This window comes from Streptomyces sp. NPDC026672, from assembly GCF_040638185.1.
GTDB lineage: Bacteria > Actinomycetota > Actinomycetes > Streptomycetales > Streptomycetaceae > Streptomyces.
Genome location: NZ_JBEZXS010000067.1, coordinates 1 through 21,954, shown reverse-complemented (window position 1 = coordinate 21,954; position 21,954 = coordinate 1). Strand labels below are relative to the sequence as shown.

Below are 21,954 nucleotides of genomic sequence, written 5' to 3'. Positions count from 1 at the left end.
CACGCCGTGAAGCCGTGAAGCCGTGAGCTGGAAAGCCGTGAAGTGAGGAGAGCCGCCATGAAGAAGATCGTCGTCGGCGCGTCGGCCACCGCCGCCGCCGTGGCCGCCGTGTTCGTCGTCCAGTCCCTGCCCGACCTGCGCCGCTACCTGAAGATCCGCCGGATGTGACCGCCCGGTCCCCGCCCGGTCCCCGCCCGTGCGTCCGCTGCGGCAAACGGCGGACGTCGGGCCGGCGCGGCGGCGTGCCGGGAGGGTGGCCGGCAAGCGCGCCCCTGTAATGGGACGCGGCCGAACGTCCGCCGGGACGCGGCCGTGCGCGCACCGCCGCCGGCGGCCGGACGGAGGAACATGCACGAGATGTCCATCGCGCTGGCCGTCGTCGACCAAGTGGCGGAGGCCGCCGTCCGGGCCGGTGACGTCACCGCCGTCCGCACCGTCCGGCTCGACGTGGGCGAACTGGCCGGCGTCGTCCCCGACGCGCTGACCTTCTCCTTCGAACTGGCCAGTGCCGGAACCCTGTTGGAGGGCGCCGCCCTCGTCACCGACACGGTGCCGGGCCGCGCCCGCTGCGCCCCGTGCGCACACGAGTGGGCCGTGGGCATGCCGCCCCGGCTCCTCTGCCCGCGCTGCGACAGCGGCACCACCACCCTGCTGACGGGCCGTGAACTGCGCATCGCCGCAGTCGAATGGGAGGACGGGACGCCACCGGCGCCCGCCCGCGAGACGATCGCCGAGGAGCGCTGAACCATGTGCCGTGCCGTGGACCTGCAACAGGCCGTCCTCGCCAGGAACGACGAGGCCGCACACACCCTGCGGGCGACCCTGGCGGCCCGTGGCACCGCCGTCGTCAACCTGCTGTCCAGCCCCGGCAGCGGCAAGACCGCCCTGCTGGAGCACGAACTCGCCCTGGCCCGCGAGCGATCCGTGCCCGTCGCCGCCCTCACCGCCGACCTCGCCACCGAGAACGACGCGACACGGCTGGCCCGTTCGGGCGTCCCCGTCAAGCAGGTCCTCACCGACGGACTGTGCCACCTGGAGGCCGGGATGCTCGCCGGCCATCTCGACGGCTGGCTGCCCGGGGCGGCCCGGCTGCTGTTCGTGGAGAACGTCGGCAACCTCGTCTGCCCCGCCTCCTACGACCTCGGCGAGACCCTGCGCGTCGTCCTGGCCTCCGTCACGGAGGGCGAGGACAAACCGCTGAAGTACCCCACCGCCTTCGGCCTCGCCCACCTGGTCGTCGTCACCAAGACCGACATCGCCGAGGCCGTGGACTTCGACGAGGCCGCCTTCCGCGCCCACGTCGAACAGGTCAACCCCGGCGTGGAGGTGCTGCTCACCTCGGTGCGCGCCCGGCGCGGACTCGGCACCCTGCTCGACCGGGCACTGGCCGCGGCGGACGGCGCCCCCGTGCACCGCCCCGTCATGGCCCGCCCGGCACACGACCACGCGGCACACGACCACGCGGCACCCGAGGGCGCCGCGGCCCCCGCCCGGCCGTGACGACCGAAGGCCCCACCGCGACGACCGAGGGCCCGGTCCTGACCGCCGAAGTCCCGGCCGTGACCGCCGGGGCCGCCGCCCTTCCGACGGCGCGGCGCCGCCGGGTCGTCGTGCGCGGCGTGGTGCAGGGCGTGGGCTTCCGGCCCCACGTCCACCAGCTCGCCACCGCCCTGGACCTCACCGGGTACGTCACCAACACGGCGGACGGCGTGGTCGTGGAGGTCGAGGGCCGCCCCGACGACGTCGAGCGGTTCTGCGCGCGGCTCGCGCCCGAGGCCCCGCCGCTGGCCCGGGTGGACGGCGTGGAGCACGCCCCCGTCCCCGTGCGCGGCGACACCGCGTTCACCATCGACGCCTCCCGCGCGGACGGACCGGTCCGCACCCTGATCCCCCCGGACACCGCGACCTGCGCCGCCTGCCTCGACGAACTCGCCGACCCGCACGACCGCCGCCACCGGCACCCCTTCGTCAACTGCACCCACTGCGGGCCCCGGTTCACGATCGTCACCGCGCTGCCCTACGACCGCCCGCAGACCACGATGGCCGGCTTCCCGCTCTGCGCGGACTGCGCCCGCGAGTACACCGACCCCGCGGACCGCCGCTTCCACGCCCAGCCCGTCGCGTGCCCGGCCTGCGGGCCCCGCCCGCGCCTGCTCGTGCGCCGCGGCGGCACCCACGAGGAGGCCGACCACGGGGACCCGGTGGCCGGGGCGCGCGAACTGCTCGCCCGCGGCGCCGTCCTCGCCGTGAAGGGCCTCGGCGGCTACCACCTCGCCTGCGACGCCGCGAACCCCGCCGTCGTCGGCCTGCTGCGGCGCCGCAAGAACCGCGGCGACAAGCCGTTCGCCCTCATGGCGCGCTCCCTCGACGACCTCGGGGACCTGGTGCGGCCGACCGCCGAGGAGCACGCCCTGCTCACCGGCCCCGCACGCCCCGTCGTCCTGCTGCGGCGGCACGGGCGGGGCGCGGTGGCGGACGCCGTCGCGCCCGGCAGCCCCGACCTCGGCGTCATGCTGCCGTACACCCCCCTGCACCATCTGCTGCTCGGACTGCCCGGCGATCCCGAGGGCCCCCGGCTGCTCGTCATGACCAGCGGGAACGTGTCCGGCGAGCCCATCGTCACCGACGACCGGGAGGCCCTGGACCGTCTCGCGCACCTCGCCGACGCCTGGCTCACCCACGACCGGCCCGTCCAGGTGCCCTGCGACGACTCCGTCGTCCGCGTCTGCGACGGCAGGCCCCTGATCGTGCGCCGCGCCCGCGGCTACGCACCCCTGCCCCTCGACCTCCCCGTGCCGGTGCGGCCGGCCCTCGCCGTCGGCGGGGACCTGAAGAACACCTTCTGCCTCGGCGAGGGCCACCGGGCCTGGCTGTCCGCGCACATCGGCGACATGGACGACCTCGCCACCCAGCGCGCCTTCGACCGGGCCGTCGACCACCTCGGCGCCATCACCCCCGTACGGCCCGTCGTGCTCGCCGCCGACCGGCACCCCGGCTACCGCTCCGCCGGCTGGGCCCTGCGGCACGCGGCAGGCCGGGAGGTCGTGCGCGTCCAGCACCACCACGCGCACATCGCCGCCGCCATGGCCGAACACGGACTGGACGGCAGCCGGCCGGTCCTCGGCGTCGCCTTCGACGGCACCGGATACGGCGACGACGGGTCCGTGTGGGGCGGCGAGTTCCTGCTCGCCGACTACACCGGCTTCACCCGTCTCGCGCACCTCGCCCCCGTCCCGCTGCCCGGCGGCGACGCGGCGGTCCGCCGCCCCTACCGCATGGCCCTCGCGCACCTGCGCGCCGCCGGGCTCGACCGGTCGGCCGACCTGCCGTGCACGGCGGCCTGCCCGCCGGACGAACGGGCCGTCCTGGAACGGCAGTTGGAGCGCGGACTCAACTGCGTGCCCACGTCCAGCATGGGCCGCCTCTTCGACGCCGTGTCCTCCCTCGCCGGTGTGTGCCACCGCGCCGGGTACGAGGCGCAGGCCGCCGTGGAGCTGGAGGCCGCCGCCCTCGCCGCCCCCGACGCGTCCGGCGCGTACACGTTCGCCGTACGCGCCGCGGGGCCGGCCCTGCTGGCGGACCCGGCACCCGTCCTCGCCGAGGCCGTCCGCGACCTGCGCTCCGGCGCGCCCGCGGCGTTGGTCGCGGCCCGTTTCCACCGCGCCGTGGCCGCGCTCGTCCACCGTGTCTGCGGGACGGTCCGGGAGCGGCACGCGGTGCGCACGGTCGCGCTGACCGGCGGCGTGTTCCTGAACACGGTGCTGTCCTCGGCCTGCGCCGCCCTGCTGGAGGCGGACGGCTTCACCGTGCTGCGCCACCACCGGGTGCCGCCTGGCGACGGCGGCCTCGCGCTCGGCCAGCTCATGGTGGCCGCGCGTGTCCCGGCCGGCGCCCCGGCCCCCTGATCCGACGACGTAGGACCCCACAGCGAGGAGAGGCCCATGTGCCTGGCGGTACCCGGCAGAGTGCTGGAGATCGAGGAACGCGACGGCACCCGGGTGGCCGCCGTCGACTTCGGCGGCGTGGTCAAGGAGGTGTGCCTGGAGTACCTGCCCGACCTCCGGGTCGGCGAGTACACCATCGTGCACGTCGGTTTCGCCCTCCAGCGGCTCGACGAGGAGTCGGCCCGCAGGACGCTCGACCTCTTCGCCGAACTCGGCATGCTCCAGGAGGAGTTCGGCGATCCCTGGGAGGCCGCGGCGGGCGCGGCCGGGCCGTTCGAGGGCGAGGGGGCGACGAAGTGAAGTACATCGACGAGTTCCAGGATCCCGAGCTGGCACGCCGGCTCCTGGACGACATCCGGGCCACGGTGACCAGGCCCTGGGCGCTGATGGAGGTCTGCGGCGGCCAGACGCACTCCATCATCCGGCACGGCATCGACCAACTGCTGCCGGAGCAGATCGAGTTGATCCACGGTCCGGGCTGCCCGGTGTGTGTGACCCCGCTGGACGTCATCGACAAGGCCCTGGAGATCGCCGCCCGCCCCGGGGTGATCTTCTGCTCGTTCGGCGACATGCTCCGGGTGCCCGGCAGCGGACGTGACCTGTTCCAGGTGCGCGGCGAGGGCGGTGACGTACGGGTCGTCTACTCGCCGCTCGACGCCCTGCGCATCGCCCAGCGCCACCCGAACCGCGAAGTGGTGTTCTTCGGCATCGGGTTCGAGACGACCGCCCCGCCCAACGCGATGGCCGTCCACCAGGCCCGCAGGCTGGGTGTGCGCAACTTCAGCATGCTGGTGTCCCATGTGCGGGTCCCGCCCGCCATCGAGGCGATCATGAGTTCCCCGAGCTGCCGGGTCCAGGGCTTCCTGGCCGCGGGCCACGTCTGCACCGTCATGGGTGTCGACGAGTACCCCGAGCTGGCCGAGCGGCACCGTGTGCCGATCGTCGTCACCGGCTTCGAGCCCCTGGACATCCTGGAGGGCGTGCGGCGGGCCGTGCACCAACTGGAGCGCGGGGAGCACACCGTCGACAACGCCTATCCCCGGGCCGTGCGCCCCGAGGGCAACCCGGCCGCGCGGGCCATGCTGGAGGACGTCTTCGAGGTGACCGACCGCGCCTGGCGGGGGATCGGCGTGATCCCCGGCAGCGGCTGGCGGCTGTCGCCCGCGTACCGGGACCACGACGCCGAGTTCAGGTTCTCCGTCGAGGGGATCGACACCCGCGAACCCGCCGAGTGCCGCAGCGGCGAGGTCCTCCAGGGCCTGCTCAAGCCCTACGAGTGCGAGGCGTTCGGCACCCGCTGCACCCCGCGCACCCCGCTCGGCGCCACCATGGTCTCCAGCGAGGGCGCCTGCGCCGCGTACTACCTCTACCGGCGGCTGGACAACGCGCCGGCGAACCGGGAGGCGAGCCCCGTTGGCTGACACCACCGGCACCCTGGACCTGACCGGCTGGACCTGCCCGGCCCCGCTGCGCGACCAGCCGCGGGTGGTCATGGGCCACGGCGGCGGGGGCGCGCTCTCCGCCGAACTCGTCCGGCACGTCTTCGCGCCCGCCTACGGCGGCCCGGCGCTGGCCGCGTCCACCGACTCCGCCGTCCTGACGCTCGGCGGGGCCAGGCTGGCCTTCTCCACCGACTCCTACGTCGTACGGCCGCTGTTCTTCCCCGGCGGCAGCATCGGCGACCTCGCCGTCAACGGCACCGTCAACGACCTCGCCATGAGCGGGGCCCGGGCCGCCTACCTCTCCTGCGGGTTCATCCTGGAGGAGGGCGTGGAGACGCAGACCGTCTCCCGGGTCGCCGAGGCGCTGGGCGCGGCGGCGCGGGCGGCCGGGGTCGAGATCGCCACCGGCGACACCAAGGTCGTGGAGTCCGGCCACGGCGACGGGATCTACGTCAACACCGCGGGCATCGGGCTCGTCCCGGCCGGGGTGGACCTGCGTCCGCAGCGGGTCGTGCCCGGCGACGTCGTGATCGTCAGCGGGCCCGTGGGCGCGCACGGTGTCGCCATCATGAGCGTGCGCGAGGGACTGGAGTTCGGGGTGGAGGTCGTCAGCGACTGCGCGCCCCTCGGCGGGCTGGTCGAGGCGATGCTCGCCGTCACCTCCGACCTGCACGTGCTGCGCGATCCCACGCGCGGGGGACTGGCCGCCTCGCTCAACGAGATCGCGGCCGCCTCCGGCACCGGCGTCGTCCTCACGGAACGGGACGTCCCGGTGCCGGAGGCAGTGGCCAACGCCTGTGCGGTGCTCGGGCTCGACCCCTTCTACGTCGCCAACGAGGGCAGGCTCGTGGCGTTCGTGCCGCGTCCGCACGCCGACGCCGTCCTGGCCGCCATGCGCGCCCATCCGCTGGGCGCGCAGGCCGCGGTCATCGGCGAGGCGGTGGCCGACCACCCCGGAACGGTGGTCGCCAGGACCGGCTTCGGCGGTCGGCGGGTGGTCGACATGCCGCTCGGTGAGCAACTGCCCAGGATCTGCTGAACACCGTCCGCCGGTTCGCCGAACTCCCTTGCGGCAGGGGTCCGTTCACCCCTCGCGCAGTACGGTCAGGGTGCCGTTCGCCTGCCGCAGGGCGTGCTCCAGGGTGTGCGGGGCGTGCAGTTTGCCGGTGCCGTCCGGCGGGATGAGCCATTCCAGCAGGCCCGCCGGTCTGTAGGGTGGGGGCACCGCCACCCAGGACCCCGTTCTCGCGTGCCGTAACCCGGCGCCGATCCACTGGCTCGCCGGATCGGGCGGCAGGAAGAAGCCGACCCGGTGGGAGCCGGTGTCCACGAGCGTGGGCCCCGGCACGGGCAGCGTCGAGCGCCACAGCAGATCCAGTGTGAGCAGGCCCAGTTCGTCGGGGACGCTGACCACGTCCCAGTAACGGCCCGCCTCCAGCAGGGCGATGCCGTCGCCCTGGTCCCAGTCGCGCTTGCAGGTCCTGGGGTCCGCGGCGGCGGCCGCCAGCCATTCCACGCCCTGCATCCACATCGCGTTCCTCATGTGATCCTCCGGTCGGTCTGTCGCCGCGGTACGGCGCCGGAAGGGGAGCCGCCGGGCGCACGGTGCGGCTTCGACACGGCTGCACACCATCCCGGCATATGCATCCTTGTAGATATTTCTATGGGGTGGAAAGGCCGGCTTGGCCCGGCGTTCGCGGCCGGCGTGAGGGAACGCCCGCCAGTGTGCGGCCGGTTGGGCGGAAGCGTGCGTGGAGGCCGCCTCGGGCGCGTGAATCGGTCGTAGCGACAATCGATTCATTCGCAAGCGGTTGAGGATTTCGCACATCCGAGCGTAGGCTGACGCCATTCCGTCGCCTTCCCGCCCGAGGTACGTCATGGACCGCAGCCGCCTCCAGCACCTCCTGGCCCGCGAGGGCGACGAGGCCGCACGCCTGAACCCCCGTTCGAGAGCGGCATATGCCCGCGCCGAGCACCTTTTCGGCCGGGTGCCGATGACCTGGATGAACAAGACCGCCGGCGCCTTCCCCCGCTATCTGGCCGGCGCCCGCGGGGCCCGGGTCACCGACGTCGACGGACACGAGTACGTCGACTTCTGCCTCGGTGACACCGGCGCCATGGCCGGCCACTCGCCCGCCGCGGTGACCGAGGCCGTGCACCGGCGCCTCGCCGAACAGGGCGGCGCCACCGCGATGCTCCCCACCGAGGACGCCGAATGGGTCGGCGCCGAACTCACCCGCCGCTTCGGCCTCGCCCGCTGGAGCTTCTCGCTCACCGCGACCGACGCCAACCGCTGGGCGATCCGGCTCGCCCGCGCCGTCACCGGCCGCCCCAAGATCCTCGTGTACAGCTACGGCTACCACGGCAGCGTCGACGAGTCCCTGATCGTCACCGGCCCCGACGGCCGCGGCACCGCCCGCCCCGGCAACGTCGGCGCCCCCTGCGACGTCACCCTCACCAGCCGCGTCGCCGAGTTCAACGACCTGGACGGACTGGAGCGCGAACTCGCCCACGGCGACGTCGCCGCCGTCCTCATGGAACCCGCCCTCACCAACATCGGCATTGTGCTGCCCGAACCCGGTTACCTCGCCGGGGTGCGCGCCCTGACCCGCCGCCACGGCACGCTCCTCGTCAACGACGAGACGCACACCTTCTCCGCGGGACCGGGCGGCTGCACCGCCGCCTGGAACCTGGACCCCGACGTGCTGACCATCGGCAAGGCCATCGGCGGCGGCATCCCGGCCGGCGCCTACGGCCTGTCCGCCGACCTCGCCGACCGGCTGCTGGCCCGCACCGACCTCGACCTCGTCGACATGGGCGGTGTCGGCGGCACCCTCGCGGGCAACGCCCTGTCGGTCGCCGCGACCCGGGCCACGCTGGAACACGTGCTCACCGACGAGGCGTTCGCCCGCATGACCGGGCTGTCCGAACGGTTCGAGGCCGGGGTCCGGGCCGGCATCGAGGCCCACGCCCTGCCCTGGTCCGTCAGCCGCCTCGGCGCCCGCACCGAGTACCGCTTCACCGACCCGGCCCCGCGCACCGGCACCGAGTCCGCGGCGGCCGGCGACACCGAGCTGGAGGACTTCCTCCACCTCTACCTCGCCAACCGCGGCGTCCTGCTCACCCCGTTCCACAACATGGCCCTCATGTGCCCCGACACGAGCGAACGCGACGTCGACGTCCACACCGAGGTCTTCGCCGCGGCCCTCGCCGAACTGACCGGCTGAAACCGGCCGTTAGGGTGGGCCCCGGCCGACGGAAGGCGGGAAGGGAACAACACGTGGACGAGATCGACCGGGCCATCCTGCGCGAGCTCCAGACCGACGGACGCATCGCGTACGCCGACCTCGGACCCAGGGTCGGTCTGTCCGCCTCCGCCGCCCGGCAGCGCCTTCAGCGCCTGCTGGACTCCAAGGCCGTCCAGGTCGTCGGCGTCACCGACCCGATGGCCATGGGCGGCCAGACGATGGCCCTGCTCGGCATCGGTGTGGACGGCGACCCGCGGGCCGTCGCCGACGCCCTGGCCGACCGCCCCGAGGTGATCTACTCGGTGCTCACCTCCGGCGGCTTCGACCTGTTCGCCGAGGTCGTCACCCCCGGCCCCAAGGACCTCCTCGACTTCGTCAACGACGTCGTCCGGCAGATCGAGGGCGTGCACCGCATCCAGTCGTTCCCCTACTTCGGCATCCACACCCACCGCTTCCTCTGGGACGTCGGCTGACCCCGGAAGGCCCCGGACCGGCCCGGCTCAGGCGGGCGGCGGCACGGGCCTGAGGACGAGCATCGTGGCGTCGTCCCGGACGGTGCCCGCGTGCCGTACCAGATCCGCCCACACCAGCTCGGTCAGCCGCGCCGGATCCTCGCCGGCGAACCGGGGGAGCCGGTCGAGCAGCGGATAGAACACGCCCTCGTGGTTTCTGGCCTCCCACACCCCGTCCGAGGCCAGGAACAGCCGGTCGCCCGGCTCCAGCGCCACCGTGACCTCCTTCGGCGGACCGACCCCCGGCACCCCGAGGCCCAGCGGCACCCCCGCAGGCACCCCGATCTCCGCGACCCGCCCCGCGTGCAGCAGCACCGGCGCCGGTGCCCCGCGCACCACGATCCGCACCGAGCGGGCGTCGGCGGAGAACTCCATCAGCACGGCCGTCGCGAACAGCTCGGCGTGCCGGACGTCCGCCGAGTCCACCGTCAGCCTGCGGTCCATCCGGGCCGCCACCGCCTCCAGGTCCGGCTGGTCGAGCACCGCCTCCCGGAAGGAACCGAGCAACGACACCACCGTGGCCACCGCCGACAGCCCGTGCCCCTGCACGTCGGCCATCACCGCCAGCACCCCCTGCGGCCCCTCGCGCACGTCGAAGAAGTCCCCGCCGACCAGCGTCCCGCGCTGCGCCGCCCGGTACAGCCCCGCGCACTCCACCGGGCCGACCCGCTCCGGCAGCGGCGGCAGCACGGCCCGCTGCACCACCCGCGCGACCGCCCGCTCCGTGACCAGCTGGGCGTCCCGGTGACTGCGTACATAGGAGACGAACACGCTCAGTACGGCCACGAAGCCGATCGTGAGCAGGTCCGTGTTGCCCGGGTGGTTCAGCCGGGTGGCCGGCACGTTCAGCACCACGACCACCAGCGTGCCCAGGACGGCGGTCTCCAGCGGGCCGTACGACAGGACGGCCAGCGGCGGGATCGCGCCCAGCAGGAAGCCGATGTCCAGCGCGTCGGGGCTGATCAGCGTGGCCGCGACGATGCATCCGAGCAGGGCCACGGGCAGCACCCGCACCCACCGCGGCGGCGGCGCACCCCGCAGCCAGCCACGCTCGTCCCGGTACCGGCGCGGCCGCGAGCCGCGCTCCGTTCGCACAGCCCCACCGTACGCCCGGCACCCGGAGGTCGCCCCGGTACGGCCGCGGCGCGGAAAACCGGTGGACGCGCGGGAGCGCGGCGCCCTACTGTCTCGACACACGCCCGACCCGACCGGAAGGAGGCGAGTGCCATGCAGGTCACACCCATGCCGCGCTCCCTCCCCGTCCCCGGGCGTGCCATCTCCGACCGGGTCTGATCGCGTCCGATCACACCTGATCCGACCGGGAGCGCACCACACCGTACGCATCCCGGAGGAATCCATGACCGATCCGGTCATCCAGACGCTCGACGAGAACACCGTCACGCTCTTCGACACCCTGCCCGACCCGCTGCGCACCCGTGAGGCGCACCGGCTGACCCGGCACCGCCCCGACTGGAAGCGTGTCGCCCTGCGCGACGGCACGGTGGTGGCGCGCGCCGCCTGGTGGGGCGGCCCGGACGACAGCGAACCGCTGGTCGTCGACTGGTTCGACGTGGCCGAGGGCGAACAGGAGGCGGGCGCCGCCCTGCTGCGCACCGCGCCCTGGCCGCACCGCGACATGGAACTGAACCTGCCCACCGGCTGGCGCGACGACCCGGCGCTGCGGGCCGCCGCCGGGCTCCGCGTCGAGGCCGCCCGCGCGGCCGGCTACGACGTGCTCGTGGAGCGCTTCCACTACCTCTGGACGCCCGGGTGCGGGCTGCCCGAGCGGCCCGGACGGCTCGTGTTCCGGCCCGAGCCCGACGACGAGGTGTTCTTCGACGCCCTGCGCCGCATCCACTCCGACACACTGGACGCGCACGCCCGCGACGCCGTCGCGGCCGGGGGAGTGGAGCTCGCCGCCCAGGAGGAGATCGACTTCTTCCGCTGGTGCCCCTCGCCCCGCGAGTGGTGGCAGGTCGCGCACACGCCGGACGGCGAGTTCGTGGGCATCCACGTCCCCGCCCACAACCCGCAGCGGCCGTGTGTCGGCTTCATCGGGGTGGTGCCGGAACAGCGCGGGCACGGATACGCCTACGACCTGCTCGTCGAGTGCACCCACCGGCTGGTCGGGTACGGCGCCGAGGTGATCGCCGCCGCCACCGACCAGGGGAACTTCCCCATGGCCGCGCACTTCGCCAGGGCCGGCTACCCCGTCGTGCGGGAGCGGGTCAATCTGCGGGCGCGGCCGGATGTCAGTGCCGGGTGACATGCTGACCGGGCGGTGACGGAAGCGGACGGCGGAGGCGGTATGGGCTTCGAGGGCGAGACGTGGCGGGTGCGCAGCGGCGGGGAAGCCGTCGGTGACATCAGGGTCGACGACTCCGACTTCCCCTGGCTGCACGGGGCGTTCGTGCCCGGCCCCGCCTTCGCCGCCGTACGGGACCTGTTCGCCAGGGAACTCGCCCTGGCCGAGCAGGACGACGAGGCGCTCCGGGAGGAGTGGGAGCGGACCTACGACGAGATCCAGCGGCGGGTGTCGCTGGTCTCGCCGGACGGCCCCGTCCCCGAGTTCCTGCTGCACATCGAGGGCGGGCGGGCCTGGTTCCGCTGGAGCGACGCGCCCTTCGAGCGGGACGCGCCCCCGGCGGGCGGGACGGACCCCGGTCCGTGAGGGACCCCGGTCCGTCCACCGTCCCGTGTTCCGGCGTGCCGGGACTCAGTCGGTCAGCAGGGCCTCGGCGGCGGAGAGGATCTCGGTCACCCGCAGCGCGAAGGCGGCGTCGCACGGGTGCGGCTCACCCGTGCGGGCGGCCGTGATCAGCGCGTCGACCGCCCGGCCGAAGGCGGGCAGGGCGCCCTCGGCGGCCTCCGGCAGGGTGGTCACCCCAGCCGTGCCGCGCAGCTCGACCGTGTTCCCGGCCGCCGCCTCCGGCGCCGTGAGGCTCAGCGTGAGCGTGCTCGACGCGCCGTCGGCGTGCTCCAGGACCAGGTGCGCGGTGTCTGCGGGACCGTGGGCCGCGGCGGCCACCCGGCGCACGTCGCCCAGCGCCGGCAGCAGCACCGACAGGGCGTGCGGGCCGACGTCCCACAGGCCGCCCTTCTCCTGCCGCCAGGGCGAGGCACCGAAGACGCTGTCCGTCGTGAACACCGCGCCCAGCCACTCGGCCCGGCCGGTGTACCAGCCGCCCCGGCCGGCCTGCTCGGCGATCCAGGCGTCCGCCTCGGGCTGGAAGCGGGTGGTGAAGAAGACGACCGAGGCGACCCCGGACTCCCGGGTCGCCTCGACGACCGCCCGGCCCTGCTCGACCGACATGGCCAGCGGCTTGTCCAGCAGCAGATGGCGGCCGGCGCGGGCGGCGCGCTCGGCGAGCGGGGCCTGCACGTCCGGCGGCAGCGCCACGGCCACCGCGTCCACGTCCGCGAGCAGGGCGTCGACGTCGTCGTAGGCGCGGGTGCCGTGCAGGTCGGCCAGTTCCTTGGCGGCCTCCGGCCGCCGTCCCCACACTCCGGTGAACTCCACCTCCGCGTGAGCGGCGAGGGCGGGTGCGTGGACCATCTGTGCCCAAGGGCCGGTGCCGAGCAGTCCGATGCGCATGGCGCTGCCTTTCCGAGGTGCCTGATCAGACGACCGGCAGGGAAAGCCGGTCGTCGGAGAGGCTTTCACACATCGTCCACTCATGGGCTTACCGGGATGTGTGCTGAGTCACTAGCATGTACCCCCTGTTGATACCGGCCAGTTGGTCCACAGCGGGAGAGCGATGCACACCGGAAAGCAGCCGTCCAAGGAGATCGACGCCACCGTGCCGACGGCCGCGCGCATGTACGACTTCTACCTGGGCGGCAAGGACAACTACGCGGCGGACCGGGCGGCGGTCGAGGAGCTGGACAAGGTCGTTCCCAGCACCCGGCGCCTCGCGATCAACAACCGCCGGTTCCTCCAGCGTGTGGTCGCCACCCTGAGCCAGGAGTACGGCATACGCCAGTTCCTGGACCACGGATCCGGTCTGCCCACGCAGAACAACGTGCACCAGGTCGCCCAGCGCATCGACCCCACCGCCCACGTGGTCTACGTGGACAACGACCCGATGGTCCTGGTCCACGGCCGGGCGCTGCTGGAGCAGGACGAGCGCACCTCGGTCATCCACGCCGACATGCGGGACACCGACGGCATCTTCTCCCACCCCGACACCCAGCGGCTGATCGACTTCTCGCAGCCGGTGGCGGTGCTGTTCAACTCGGTCATGCACTGCATCCCGGACAGCGACACCGACGGCCCGCTCGCGCTGGCCCGCCGGGTGGCCGCGCGGCTGGTGCCCGGCAGCTACCTGGTGATGTGCCAGCTGGTGAGCGAGGACGCCGAGGTCCGCAAGTTCGTCACCGACTTCATGGACCAGGCCACGCAGGGCAACTGGGGCCGGGTCCGGCAGCAGAAGGACGTCGCCGAGCTGTTCGAGGGGCTGGAGATCCTGGAACCGGGCCTTGTCGAGGTGTCGACCTGGCGCCCGGACACCGAGGTGGCGCCCCGGCAGCTCACCCACGAGTGGATCGAGTTCGGCGGCGTGGGCCGCGTCGTCTAGGACGGCCGGGCGGACGACACGGGGGGCGGCGGGACACCGGACACTGCGCCTGGGCGACGAGGAGGGGCGGGCCGCATCACCTGTGGCCCGCCCCTCCTCGCACGTCTCCGCGCCGTGCGGGTCACTTCACCGGGTAGCGCTCCGCGATGATCCGGCCCAGCAGCTCGACCGACTGCCGAGGCTGGAGCGCCTCGTCGGCCAGCCGGTCCAGGGCGACCCGGTACTCCTCGGTCTCGTCCCGGTCCTCCAGGAAGTTGGCGCTGCGGATGTGCTCCAGATAGACCACGTCGGGCAGGTCGAGCCCGCCGAAGCGCAGATAGGTGACGGGTATCGCGGGTGCCGACGCGTTCGTCACGTCGAGGGGCACGACCTGAAGCGTGACGTGCGGGCGCTGCGCCATGTCCAGCAGGTGCTCCAGCTGCTCGCGCATCACGTCCGGGCCGCCCAGGACACGCAGCAGCACCGACTCGTCGATGATCGCCCACAGCTGGGGAGCGTCGGGCCGGCGCAGCAACTCGGCCCGCCGCGTGCGCAGTTCGACCCGCCTGCGGACCTCGTTCTCGGGCGCCGTCGGCAGTCCGCGCGTGACCACGGCACGTGTGTACGCGGGGGTCTGGAGCAGGCCGGGAACGTACTGGATCTCGAACGTGCGGATGGCTGCGGCGGCCTCCTGGAGGCCGACCAGCCGGTCGAACCACTCCGGCATCAGCCGCTTGTCGTACCGCTGCCACCAGCCCGGTTCACCGGCCCGTTTCAACAGCTTCAGCAGGACCGACGCCTCGTACTCGTCCGTGCCGTAGAGGTTCAGCAGGGCCTGCACATCGGCTTCGGTCGGGGGCCTGCGGCTCTTGCCCGACTCGATCCGCGAGAGCTTCGCCGCGCTGAATCCGAGCGAGCGGGCCGCCTGGTCCTGGGCGAGGCCCGCGTCCTCGCGGAAACCGGCCAGCTGCACGCCGACCAACATCTTCAGCAGAGTCGGCGCGGGCTCGGCGCGGTCCAGATAGGGTTCAAGACGGGAGACACGAGGTGACTCGGCTGACATCCTGACTCCCAGCGGACCGGTGGTATCGGGCCCCAGGTTATCGCACACCCCCTCGTCGGCCCATGTCCTTGCCGGAGAAGGGCTGTTGGGACGCCTGAGGGGGTGCGGGCGGGCCGTGCCGGAGGGGTGCCGGTGCTACAGGAGGTGGTCGAACTCACCGTCCTTCGCCCCGGCCACGAACGCCGCCACCTCGGCGGGCGTGTAGACCAGCGCGGGGCCGTCGGGGTCACGGGAGTTGCGCACGGCTATGGCCCCGTCGACCAGGGTGGCGACCTCGACGCAGTTGCCCTCGGCGTTGCTGCGCCTGCTCTTGATCCATCGGGCGTCCAGCGAGCTGGCCCGCACTCCGTTCGGCACTGGCGACATCACGAACCTCCTTGCGTGTTCACGTCCCGCTTGCTGCGACGCCGCCTCATGCGGGGCCGTACTGTTGCCTACCCAGATTCCGCGCAATTTCCCGTGCAATTGCACGGAGGCGGTCTCGGCGTGGATAATAGCCGTGACGTCAACCCAGTTGCTGGCGTCGGGACCTGACGTCGATTCGGGGAGATGTCGTGTCATCGCCTGCGCACCGCACGAACCCTTCCGGCCCACAACGCCGCGACCACGCCGCGCCGTTCACAGCGGTGGGAGCCCAGCCGCTGTCCACCGTGGGCGACGTGTCCTGGCACGCGATCAAGGACTCCACGGGCTCCGCCGAGGCCATCCCGCTGCTCCTCCACACGATCGCCTGGGGCGCAGGGGAGGCGGCCGCCGACGCGGTCGTCCAACTCCGCGGGCGCATCTGCCAGTACGGCTTCGTCGTCGAGCAGGCCACGGCCGCCACCGTCCCCTTCCTGTGGGAACTGGCCCAACTGCCCACGGTCACCTGCCGCGCGCAGGTCATCGAACTGCTCGGCAGCATCGCCGCGGCACGGCAGTGGGAGGACACCGCCGCCGTCTACCCCAAGCTGCTCAACCACCGCGAGAACCACGTGGTGTGGGAGCGCAAGGCACGTGAGGCCGTGCGCTCCCGGCGCGGTCTCATCCACCACCTGGCGACGGGGGAGAACCCCGAGATCGCCAGGGCCACCAGGCAACTCGCCCGCGCCCTGGGCGAGTAGCGGACCCCACTCGGGGGGAGGGGGGAGCCGGAGCCGGCTCGGAGGGGGGACCGAGCCGGCCCGGCCTTCGCGCGCGCGGAACCGCGCGGAACACGGAACGACGTGGAGAACGACGTAGTGCCGCTCCAGGTGGGTAGTCAGCGCTTGCCCGCCGTCCGGTCACTGGGGAGGGACACCCGTCGATGGCCTCGTCATCGGAGAAACCGCTCGACCACCGCTACCGGGACGAGCACCCGGTGCGCACACTCGCCTATCTGCTGCACGCCGACCGCGCCCGGCTCGCCGCCGCCGCGGCCGTCTTCACCGTCAAGCACAGCCCCATCTGGCTGCTGCCGCTGATCACCGCGTCCATCATCGACACCGTCGTCCAGCACCAGCCGGTCGTCCGGCTGTGGACGAGCACCGGCGTCATCCTGGTGATCCTGCTCCTCAACTACCCGCTGCACGTCCTCTACGTCCGGCTGCTCTACGGCAGCGTCCGCCGCATGGGCACCGCCCTGCGCTCCGCGCTGTGCACCCGGATGCAGCAGCTCTCCATCGGCTACCACTCCCGGGTCAGCGCCGGCGTGCTCCAGGCCAAGGTCGTGCGCGACGTCGAGACCGTGGAGCAGATGGTGCAGCAGACGGCCGAACAGGGGCTGGGCGCGCTCACCGTGCTCGTCGGCGGACTGGTCATCATCGCCGTGCGCACCCCTGAGTTCGTGCCCGTCTTCGTGGTCGTCGTCCCCGTCGCCGCGCTGCTCGTCGCCCGGCTCAGGGCCCGGCTGCGCACCCACAACGAGCACTTCCGCCACGAGGTGGAGGCCCTTTCCAGCCGGGTGACCGAGATGACCCGCCTCATCCCCGTCACCCGCGCCCACGGCCTGGAGACCAAGGCCCTGCGCCGCATGGACGGCACCCTGAGCCGGCTGCTCACCTCCGGGCTGCGGCTCGACCTGCTCAACGGCCGCTTCGGCTCGCTGGCCTGGGTCGTCCTCAACGTGGTCGGCGTGCTCGTCCTGGCCTGCGCGGCCCTCGTGTCGTACTACGGCGTCTGGGGCGTCACCGCCGGCGACGTGGTCATGCTGAGCGCCTTCCTGACCACCCTCACCAACTCGACGACGACGCTGGCGAGTCTGGCACCCGTCATCACCCGGGGACTCGAATCGGTGCGGTCGGTCGGCGAGGTGCTCCAGGCGCCCGAACTGGAGGACAACGAGGGCAGGAGGAAGGTCGACGCGGTCCGGGGCGCGGTCGCCTTCCACGGGGTCGGCCACGTCTACGAGGACGGAGGGCGGCCCGCCGTACGGGACTTCGACCTCGCCGTCGCGCCCGGCGAGACGATCGCCCTCGTCGGCCCGTCCGGCGCCGGCAAGTCCACCGTCCTCAACCTCGTCATCGGCTTCATCCGCCCGACCGCGGGCCGGCTGCTGCTCGACGGACAGGACATGGCGGACCTCGACCTGCGCACGTACCGCAGGTTCGTCTCGGTCGTCCCGCAGGAGTCCATCCTCTTCGAGGGGACGGTCCGCGAGAACGTCGCCTACGGCATGGACGAGGCCGGCGAGGAGACGGTGCGGGCGGCTCTGCGCGACGCCAACGCCCTGGAGTTCGTCGACCGGTTGCCGCGCGGCCTCGACACCCTGGTCGGCGAGCGCGGGGCCCGGCTCTCCGGCGGCCAGCGCCAGCGGCTCGCCATCGCCCGCGCCCTCATCAGGGACCCGAGGGTCCTGGTCCTCGACGAGGCAACCTCCGCGCTCGACACCCACTCCGAGGCCCTGGTCCAACAGGCCCTCGCCCGGCTGCTGCGCGGCCGCACCACCTTCGTGGTCGCCCACCGGCTGTCCACCGTGCGCGGCGCGGACCGGATCGTGGTGCTGGAGGACGGGGCGATCCGGGAGATCGGCACCCACGACGAACTCCTGCGCAGGGGCGGCGCGTACGCGGCCCTGCACCGCGGACAGGCCGCCTGAAACGGAGTCGGGCGAACGCGGCGAGACCAACGCCGATGGGCCGATGTCAAGTTCAATGGGGGAATCTCCACCCGGCGCGGCATTGATCCTTACACTCGTCAAACGTGTTCATGCTCATGGACCGTTGTAGGAAAGGCGCCTTGTCGAGTGTTCCAGGACTCACCCATCTACGACCGGCTCGTCGCGGAGCGCGGCGACATACCCGCAGGTGTCCGCAGAGAGGCCGACCGACTGCTGCGGGAGGTGGAGATGGTCATGATGCCACTGCGGACCCTGGGCCGCGGACCCGGTGTCCCCGGCGTCTCCGGTGTTCCCGCCGCCCCCGTGCCCCCGCCGGCCGGTCAGACGCCCGAGTGGCAGCGCGTGCGCGGGCTGCCGGGCCAGGGCGGCATCTGACGCCCGGCGCCGGTCAGGGCGCCGGCCGCCGGACGTCGCCCACGGGTGCGTACGTCCCCTCCGGTCCGCCCGCCAGCCACTCGGCGATGCTGCGGGCGATCGGCTGGCCGGTGTCCATCTCGACGAACCCGAACTGCCCCGACTGGTTGCACTCCAGGAACCACCAGATGCCGTCCGCGTCCTCGGCGAAGTCGAAGGCCCCGTAGGCGAGTCGGGCGCTGCGCAGATACGCGCGGACGGCCGCCTCGACCCGTGCGGGTGCCTCCACGGGGAGCCAGGGGGACGTGGAGGGCGCGAAACGGACGTCGACGTCGTCGGGGTCCGCGTCGGCGGCGACGGCCTTGCGGGCGGCCAGCAGCCGGTCGCCCACCGCCGTCAGCCGGATGTCGGCCCGCTTGGCCACCCGCCGCTGCAACAGGGTCGGGCCGAACGCGACGGCCGAGAAGTCGGCGTCCGGGGCCACCCGGCTGGTCGGCACCGTGCGCGGCGGCTCCTGGGGGTGGGCGCCGGAGACGGGCTTGACGACCAGGTCGGGGAAGCGCTCCGCGAAGTCCCGGGCCGCCTGGGGAAAGGTCGTGATCAGCGTCGCGGGCACCGGCAGCCCGCTGAGCTGGGCGAGCCGGAGCTGCCAGGGCTTGTGGCGGGCGCGCAGGGCCGCGTCCGGATGGTTCATCCAGCGCGCGTCGGTGCTGCGCAGCATGCCGTACAGCGCCTGCGAGGACTCCTCCGTCAGCCAGTCCGACGGCTCGGCCGCGCGGGAGGCGGCGGTGCCGGGCCTGCGCACCCAGATGGAGCGCAGGCCGTTCATGCTCACCAGCCGGCCGGCGACGGACAGGTGCCCGCGGCCGGCACCCTGCACGTACTCCACCGACAGGGCGACCCCGTTGGTGAGATCGGCGGGGTCGAGACGGACGACGGGCACGCCCGCCTCGTGCAGGCGCAGGACGACCATGTCCGCCGTCACGTCCTCTTCGCTGGTCAGGATGAGCACGGTCATCGGAGGTCCGCGGTCAGTCGTCGAAGTGCGTCTTGGAGCCCGCGGTGGAGGTCGTGGTGCCCAGGACTCTGAGGGTGGCGTGGTCGGTGGCGGCGATCCGTCCGTCGGGGAGTACGTTCAACTGCAAACCGGAGTCGTACATGTACGGAGTGCTGACTTCCAACGGCGCAGCCGGGCGCGCGTAGTTGAGCGTGAACGGTTGCATGGCCTCTCCCTGTATCGGCTTCCATGCACTTATACGATTCGAACGCGTGGTTGGTTTCCTTACTCTCCGTAATCTCAGTCCGAATTAAGGAAACGACAAAGCGTTGTTCAGTTGCGGGGCCCGGATAACATGTGTCCGTGGCACATGACTCCCGGGACGCGGGCCCCGACGACGTGGGTGCCGCATTGCGCCTCTTCGACGGACTGCGCCATCAACTCGACCGGCCGGAGGAGATGCGACAGGGCGTCCGGTAGAAAGACGGTTGTGGAAATGACGGACCAGCCCGACGGAATGTTCGCGGCGGTCGACTCGCTGCTCGCCGCGGTCGACGGCGGTACGGTGCTGCCCGCGCCGCCCGAGCGGGTCCGGCTGCGTGAGGCGGCGGGCCTGACACAGGCCGCCGTCGCCCAGGCCCTGGGCGTCCGGGTGCCCAGCATCCAGGCGTGGGAGGCGGGCCGCGCGGAACCCAAGGGCGAACGCCTGGAGGCGTACCGCAGGCTCCTCCAGGGCCTCGGCGAACGCTACCCGGCACCGGCGGAACGGCCCCCCGCGCGGGGTGCGGCCCCCGCCGCCCGGACCCCCTCGGACACGCCGCCGCCCACCGACGAGGCACCCGCACCCACCGTGGCCCCGGAGTCCGACGACGGGCCCGCGTCCGCCGCGCCCTCGACGGGCGGGGCGTCGGCCGCCCGCGGCAGCGCGCAGGCCCGGGGCGCGCGCCCCGCCGCCGGGGCCCGCAAGGGGGCCGCGAAGGCGGAGCGCGGTGGTGACCCGAGGTTCGCGCACGGGCCCCTCGCCGTGGTGGACGCCTCCGGCGGCGAGGTCAGCGCGTACTGCGTCGACGGGCTCGTACTGGACGTGCCGGCCAAGTCCCTGCCCGCACTGGTCGAGTGGACCCTCGGGGAGGCGCGGCTCGGGCAGGAGCGGCTGCACCGGTCGGGCAGGGACGCCGACCCCCTGATCGTGCTGACCGAGGCCGCGTGCGAGCGCTACGGACTGCCCGCGCGCCTCAGCGACGAGGAACGGCTCGCGGGCCGCATCCCCGACGCGCACAAGGTCGTCCGGCAGCTCAAGAAGGCCGAATGGCGGCTCACCAGACGCGGGTTCGGCCCCTGGGCCCGCATCTACCGCCCGGCACAGGGCTCCCAGCGCGCCTGTGTGCAGCTGTGCGTCCCCTCCTGGCACGCCCTGGACACCCGGCACTGGGGCGACGCCGCCGAGCTGCCCCCGGAGGAACTGGCCCGCGTCCTCGGCACCTACGCCACCCGCGTCCTCACCCCGCGCGGCTCCACCGCCGTCACCGGCCTGGAGCTGATGACCGCGCTGCACCCGCCGACCCGCGCGGTCAAGGACGACGACGGCACCTGGGTGTCCGCCCCCAACCCAGGCGCCCTCGCGCGGGCCGTGGACTGCGCCCCCTGCGAGGCCCCCGACGGCCATCCGCTCCTCGCCCATCTGCCCCGCTTCCACCAGCGCACCCCGGACGAGGTGCTGCGTGAGGAGGCGTACGACTGGGCCCGGCCGATGAGCGACGAGGAGTGCATGAAGCCCTGGCTCGTCGGCATCGACGTCAACATGGCCTTCGCGGCGGCCGCGAACCGCACCGTCGTCGGCCTCGGCGCCCCCGTGCACCGTCACCGTCCCGCCTTCGACGCCTCCCTGCCGGGCTCCTGGCTCGTCGACCTCTCCCACGTCCGGCTCGACCTGCGGCTGCCGAGCCCCTTCACCCCCGACGGCGACCCGCCCCTCGGCCCCGCCTGGTACGCGACGCCGACGGTGGCGTACGCGGTCGAACTCGGCCACGAGGTCCAGCCGACGGAGGCGTACGTCCGCCCCGACAACGGCCCCTACCTGGACGCCTGGTACACGCGGCTGCGGGACGCCTACATCGCCACCATGGCCGACCTCGGCGTCACCACCGGCACCACGCCCGAGGAGTTCCTCGCCGCGATGGAGGGGCACCGGGACCGCGACCCGCAACTCGCGCTGGTGCTCGCCGCGGTCAAGGCCACCGTCAAGGGCGGCATCGGCAAGCTGCGCGAGCGGGCCCGCACCGGCTGGCGGCCGGGGGAGCGCTGGCCGGCGCTGGAGCGGCCCACCTGGCGGCCCGACATCCGCGCCGCCGTCATCGCCAAGGCCCGCGTCAACATGCACCGCAAGATGCTCACCACCGCGCGGGCCACCGGGCAGTACCCGGTGGCGGTGCTGTCCGACTGCGCGGTGTACGCCTCCGACGGGCCGTCCCCGCTCGACTTCCTGCCCCACCGGGACGGCAAGCCACTCCCGGGCGGCTTCCGCATCGGCGTCAGCCCCGGCATGGTCAAGCACGAGGGCACCCAGAGCGTCCTGTGGGCGGAGGGGCTGCGCGAGCAGCACGGCGACCACCTAAACCTCGCCCGCTACATCAAGTCCGGCCGGCTCAACACCCCGGACGAGGGCGCCTAGGTGTATTGATCACGAGCGTTGTTAACGCTGGCCGGGCTTGATCATGGCGAAGGCCTCCGTGTGTGGTGGAGGTGTCGAATCTTCACCGCAC

22 protein-coding genes are annotated in these 21,954 nt (G+C 73.3%); 15 read left to right on the top strand and 7 right to left on the bottom strand.

The window, feature by feature from the left end:
• Positions 1-348 precede the first annotated feature (348 nt).
• The 6 genes from AB0F77_RS40590 to hypE are packed head-to-tail and all read left to right on the top strand — an operon-like array spanning position 349 to position 6,425.
• Complete coding sequence (locus AB0F77_RS40590; protein ID WP_361958966.1) at positions 349-744, top strand: hydrogenase maturation nickel metallochaperone HypA; 396 nt, start codon at positions 349-351, stop codon at positions 742-744.
• A gap of 3 nt (positions 745-747) precedes the next feature.
• The gene (hypB, locus tag AB0F77_RS40585; RefSeq protein WP_361958963.1) at positions 748-1,500 is read left to right on the top strand and encodes a hydrogenase nickel incorporation protein HypB; all 753 of its coding nucleotides are present in this window, start codon (positions 748-750) and stop codon (positions 1,498-1,500) included.
• Positions 1,501-1,559: 59 nt separating this feature from the next.
• A complete protein-coding gene (hypF, locus tag AB0F77_RS40580; RefSeq protein WP_361958998.1) occupies positions 1,560-3,905 on the top strand; it encodes a carbamoyltransferase HypF in 2,346 nt (781 codons plus the stop codon).
• A 36-nt stretch (positions 3,906-3,941) separates the two neighbouring features.
• Positions 3,942-4,244: a HypC/HybG/HupF family hydrogenase formation chaperone gene (locus AB0F77_RS40575; RefSeq protein ID WP_361958960.1), complete on the top strand. Its 303-nt coding sequence runs from the start codon at positions 3,942-3,944 to the stop codon at positions 4,242-4,244.
• The gene (gene hypD / locus AB0F77_RS40570; RefSeq protein WP_361958957.1) at positions 4,241-5,365 is read left to right on the top strand and encodes a hydrogenase formation protein HypD; all 1,125 of its coding nucleotides are present in this window, start codon (positions 4,241-4,243) and stop codon (positions 5,363-5,365) included. Before AB0F77_RS40575 ends, hypD begins: the two co-directional genes overlap by 4 nt.
• Entirely contained in the window at positions 5,358-6,425 is a 1,068-nt protein-coding gene (gene hypE, locus AB0F77_RS40565) for a hydrogenase expression/formation protein HypE (RefSeq protein ID WP_361958954.1), read from the top strand. Before hypD ends, hypE begins: the two co-directional genes overlap by 8 nt.
• 45 nt (positions 6,426-6,470) lie before the next feature.
• Here hypE and AB0F77_RS40560 read toward each other — a convergent pair whose 3' ends face one another.
• On the bottom strand, positions 6,471-6,929 hold the full coding sequence (locus tag AB0F77_RS40560) for a hypothetical protein (protein WP_361958951.1): 459 nt from the start codon (positions 6,927-6,929) through the stop codon (positions 6,471-6,473).
• Between the two features lie 334 nt (positions 6,930-7,263).
• Between AB0F77_RS40560 and AB0F77_RS40555 the strand changes: the two genes are divergently transcribed.
• Together AB0F77_RS40555 and AB0F77_RS40550 are read left to right on the top strand one after the other, a co-directional pair.
• On the top strand, positions 7,264-8,613 hold the full coding sequence (locus AB0F77_RS40555) for a transaminase (protein ID WP_361958948.1): 1,350 nt from the start codon (positions 7,264-7,266) through the stop codon (positions 8,611-8,613).
• A gap of 53 nt (positions 8,614-8,666) precedes the next feature.
• The gene (locus AB0F77_RS40550; RefSeq protein ID WP_361958945.1) at positions 8,667-9,107 is read left to right on the top strand and encodes an Lrp/AsnC family transcriptional regulator; all 441 of its coding nucleotides are present in this window, start codon (positions 8,667-8,669) and stop codon (positions 9,105-9,107) included.
• A gap of 27 nt (positions 9,108-9,134) precedes the next feature.
• Here AB0F77_RS40550 and AB0F77_RS40545 read toward each other — a convergent pair whose 3' ends face one another.
• On the bottom strand, positions 9,135-10,241 hold the full coding sequence (locus AB0F77_RS40545; protein WP_361958942.1) for a PP2C family protein-serine/threonine phosphatase: 1,107 nt from the start codon (positions 10,239-10,241) through the stop codon (positions 9,135-9,137).
• A 262-nt stretch (positions 10,242-10,503) separates the two neighbouring features.
• Between AB0F77_RS40545 and AB0F77_RS40540 the strand changes: the two genes are divergently transcribed.
• Positions 10,504-11,412 (top strand): GNAT family N-acetyltransferase, encoded by a 909-nt coding sequence (locus AB0F77_RS40540; protein ID WP_361958939.1) that lies wholly within the window; start codon positions 10,504-10,506, stop codon positions 11,410-11,412.
• A gap of 42 nt (positions 11,413-11,454) precedes the next feature.
• On the top strand, positions 11,455-11,817 hold the full coding sequence (locus tag AB0F77_RS40535; RefSeq protein ID WP_361958995.1) for a hypothetical protein: 363 nt from the start codon (positions 11,455-11,457) through the stop codon (positions 11,815-11,817).
• 45 nt (positions 11,818-11,862) lie between these two features.
• On the opposite strand, the gene AB0F77_RS40530 is transcribed toward AB0F77_RS40535, so the two are convergent.
• On the bottom strand, positions 11,863-12,741 hold the full coding sequence (locus AB0F77_RS40530) for a Gfo/Idh/MocA family oxidoreductase (RefSeq protein ID WP_361958936.1): 879 nt from the start codon (positions 12,739-12,741) through the stop codon (positions 11,863-11,865).
• 163 nt (positions 12,742-12,904) lie between these two features.
• Here AB0F77_RS40530 and AB0F77_RS40525 point away from each other — a divergent pair, with 163 nt between their 5' ends.
• Positions 12,905-13,723: an SAM-dependent methyltransferase gene (locus AB0F77_RS40525; protein ID WP_361958934.1), complete on the top strand. Its 819-nt coding sequence runs from the start codon at positions 12,905-12,907 to the stop codon at positions 13,721-13,723.
• Between the two features lie 121 nt (positions 13,724-13,844).
• On the opposite strand, the gene AB0F77_RS40520 is transcribed toward AB0F77_RS40525, so the two are convergent.
• Complete coding sequence (locus AB0F77_RS40520) at positions 13,845-14,765, bottom strand: helix-turn-helix transcriptional regulator (protein WP_361958931.1); 921 nt, start codon at positions 14,763-14,765, stop codon at positions 13,845-13,847.
• A gap of 135 nt (positions 14,766-14,900) precedes the next feature.
• Entirely contained in the window at positions 14,901-15,131 is a 231-nt protein-coding gene (locus AB0F77_RS40515; protein WP_361958928.1) for a DUF397 domain-containing protein, read from the bottom strand.
• A gap of 260 nt (positions 15,132-15,391) precedes the next feature.
• On the opposite strand from AB0F77_RS40515, the gene AB0F77_RS40510 reads away from it, so the two are divergent.
• From AB0F77_RS40510 to AB0F77_RS40500, 3 genes are all read left to right on the top strand, one after another.
• Positions 15,392-15,868, top strand: a complete 477-nt coding sequence (locus tag AB0F77_RS40510) for a hypothetical protein (protein ID WP_361958925.1) — start codon at positions 15,392-15,394, stop codon at positions 15,866-15,868.
• Positions 15,869-16,050: 182 nt separating this feature from the next.
• Positions 16,051-17,820: an ABC transporter ATP-binding protein gene (locus AB0F77_RS40505; RefSeq protein ID WP_361958922.1), complete on the top strand. Its 1,770-nt coding sequence runs from the start codon at positions 16,051-16,053 to the stop codon at positions 17,818-17,820.
• A gap of 147 nt (positions 17,821-17,967) precedes the next feature.
• Positions 17,968-18,216 (top strand): hypothetical protein, encoded by a 249-nt coding sequence (locus AB0F77_RS40500; RefSeq protein ID WP_361958919.1) that lies wholly within the window; start codon positions 17,968-17,970, stop codon positions 18,214-18,216.
• A gap of 13 nt (positions 18,217-18,229) precedes the next feature.
• On the opposite strand, the gene tgmB is transcribed toward AB0F77_RS40500, so the two are convergent.
• Together tgmB and tgmA are read right to left on the bottom strand one after the other, a co-directional pair.
• The gene (gene tgmB, locus AB0F77_RS40495; protein ID WP_361958916.1) at positions 18,230-19,213 is read right to left on the bottom strand and encodes an ATP-grasp ribosomal peptide maturase; all 984 of its coding nucleotides are present in this window, start codon (positions 19,211-19,213) and stop codon (positions 18,230-18,232) included.
• Positions 19,214-19,226: 13 nt separating this feature from the next.
• Positions 19,227-19,418, bottom strand: a complete 192-nt coding sequence (gene tgmA, locus AB0F77_RS40490; protein WP_361958913.1) for a putative ATP-grasp-modified RiPP — start codon at positions 19,416-19,418, stop codon at positions 19,227-19,229.
• A gap of 270 nt (positions 19,419-19,688) precedes the next feature.
• Here tgmA and AB0F77_RS40485 point away from each other — a divergent pair, with 270 nt between their 5' ends.
• Positions 19,689-21,863, top strand: coding sequence for a helix-turn-helix transcriptional regulator (locus tag AB0F77_RS40485; RefSeq protein WP_361958910.1), 2,175 nt, complete (start codon positions 19,689-19,691; stop codon positions 21,861-21,863).
• The last annotated feature ends 91 nt before the right edge of the window (positions 21,864-21,954 follow it).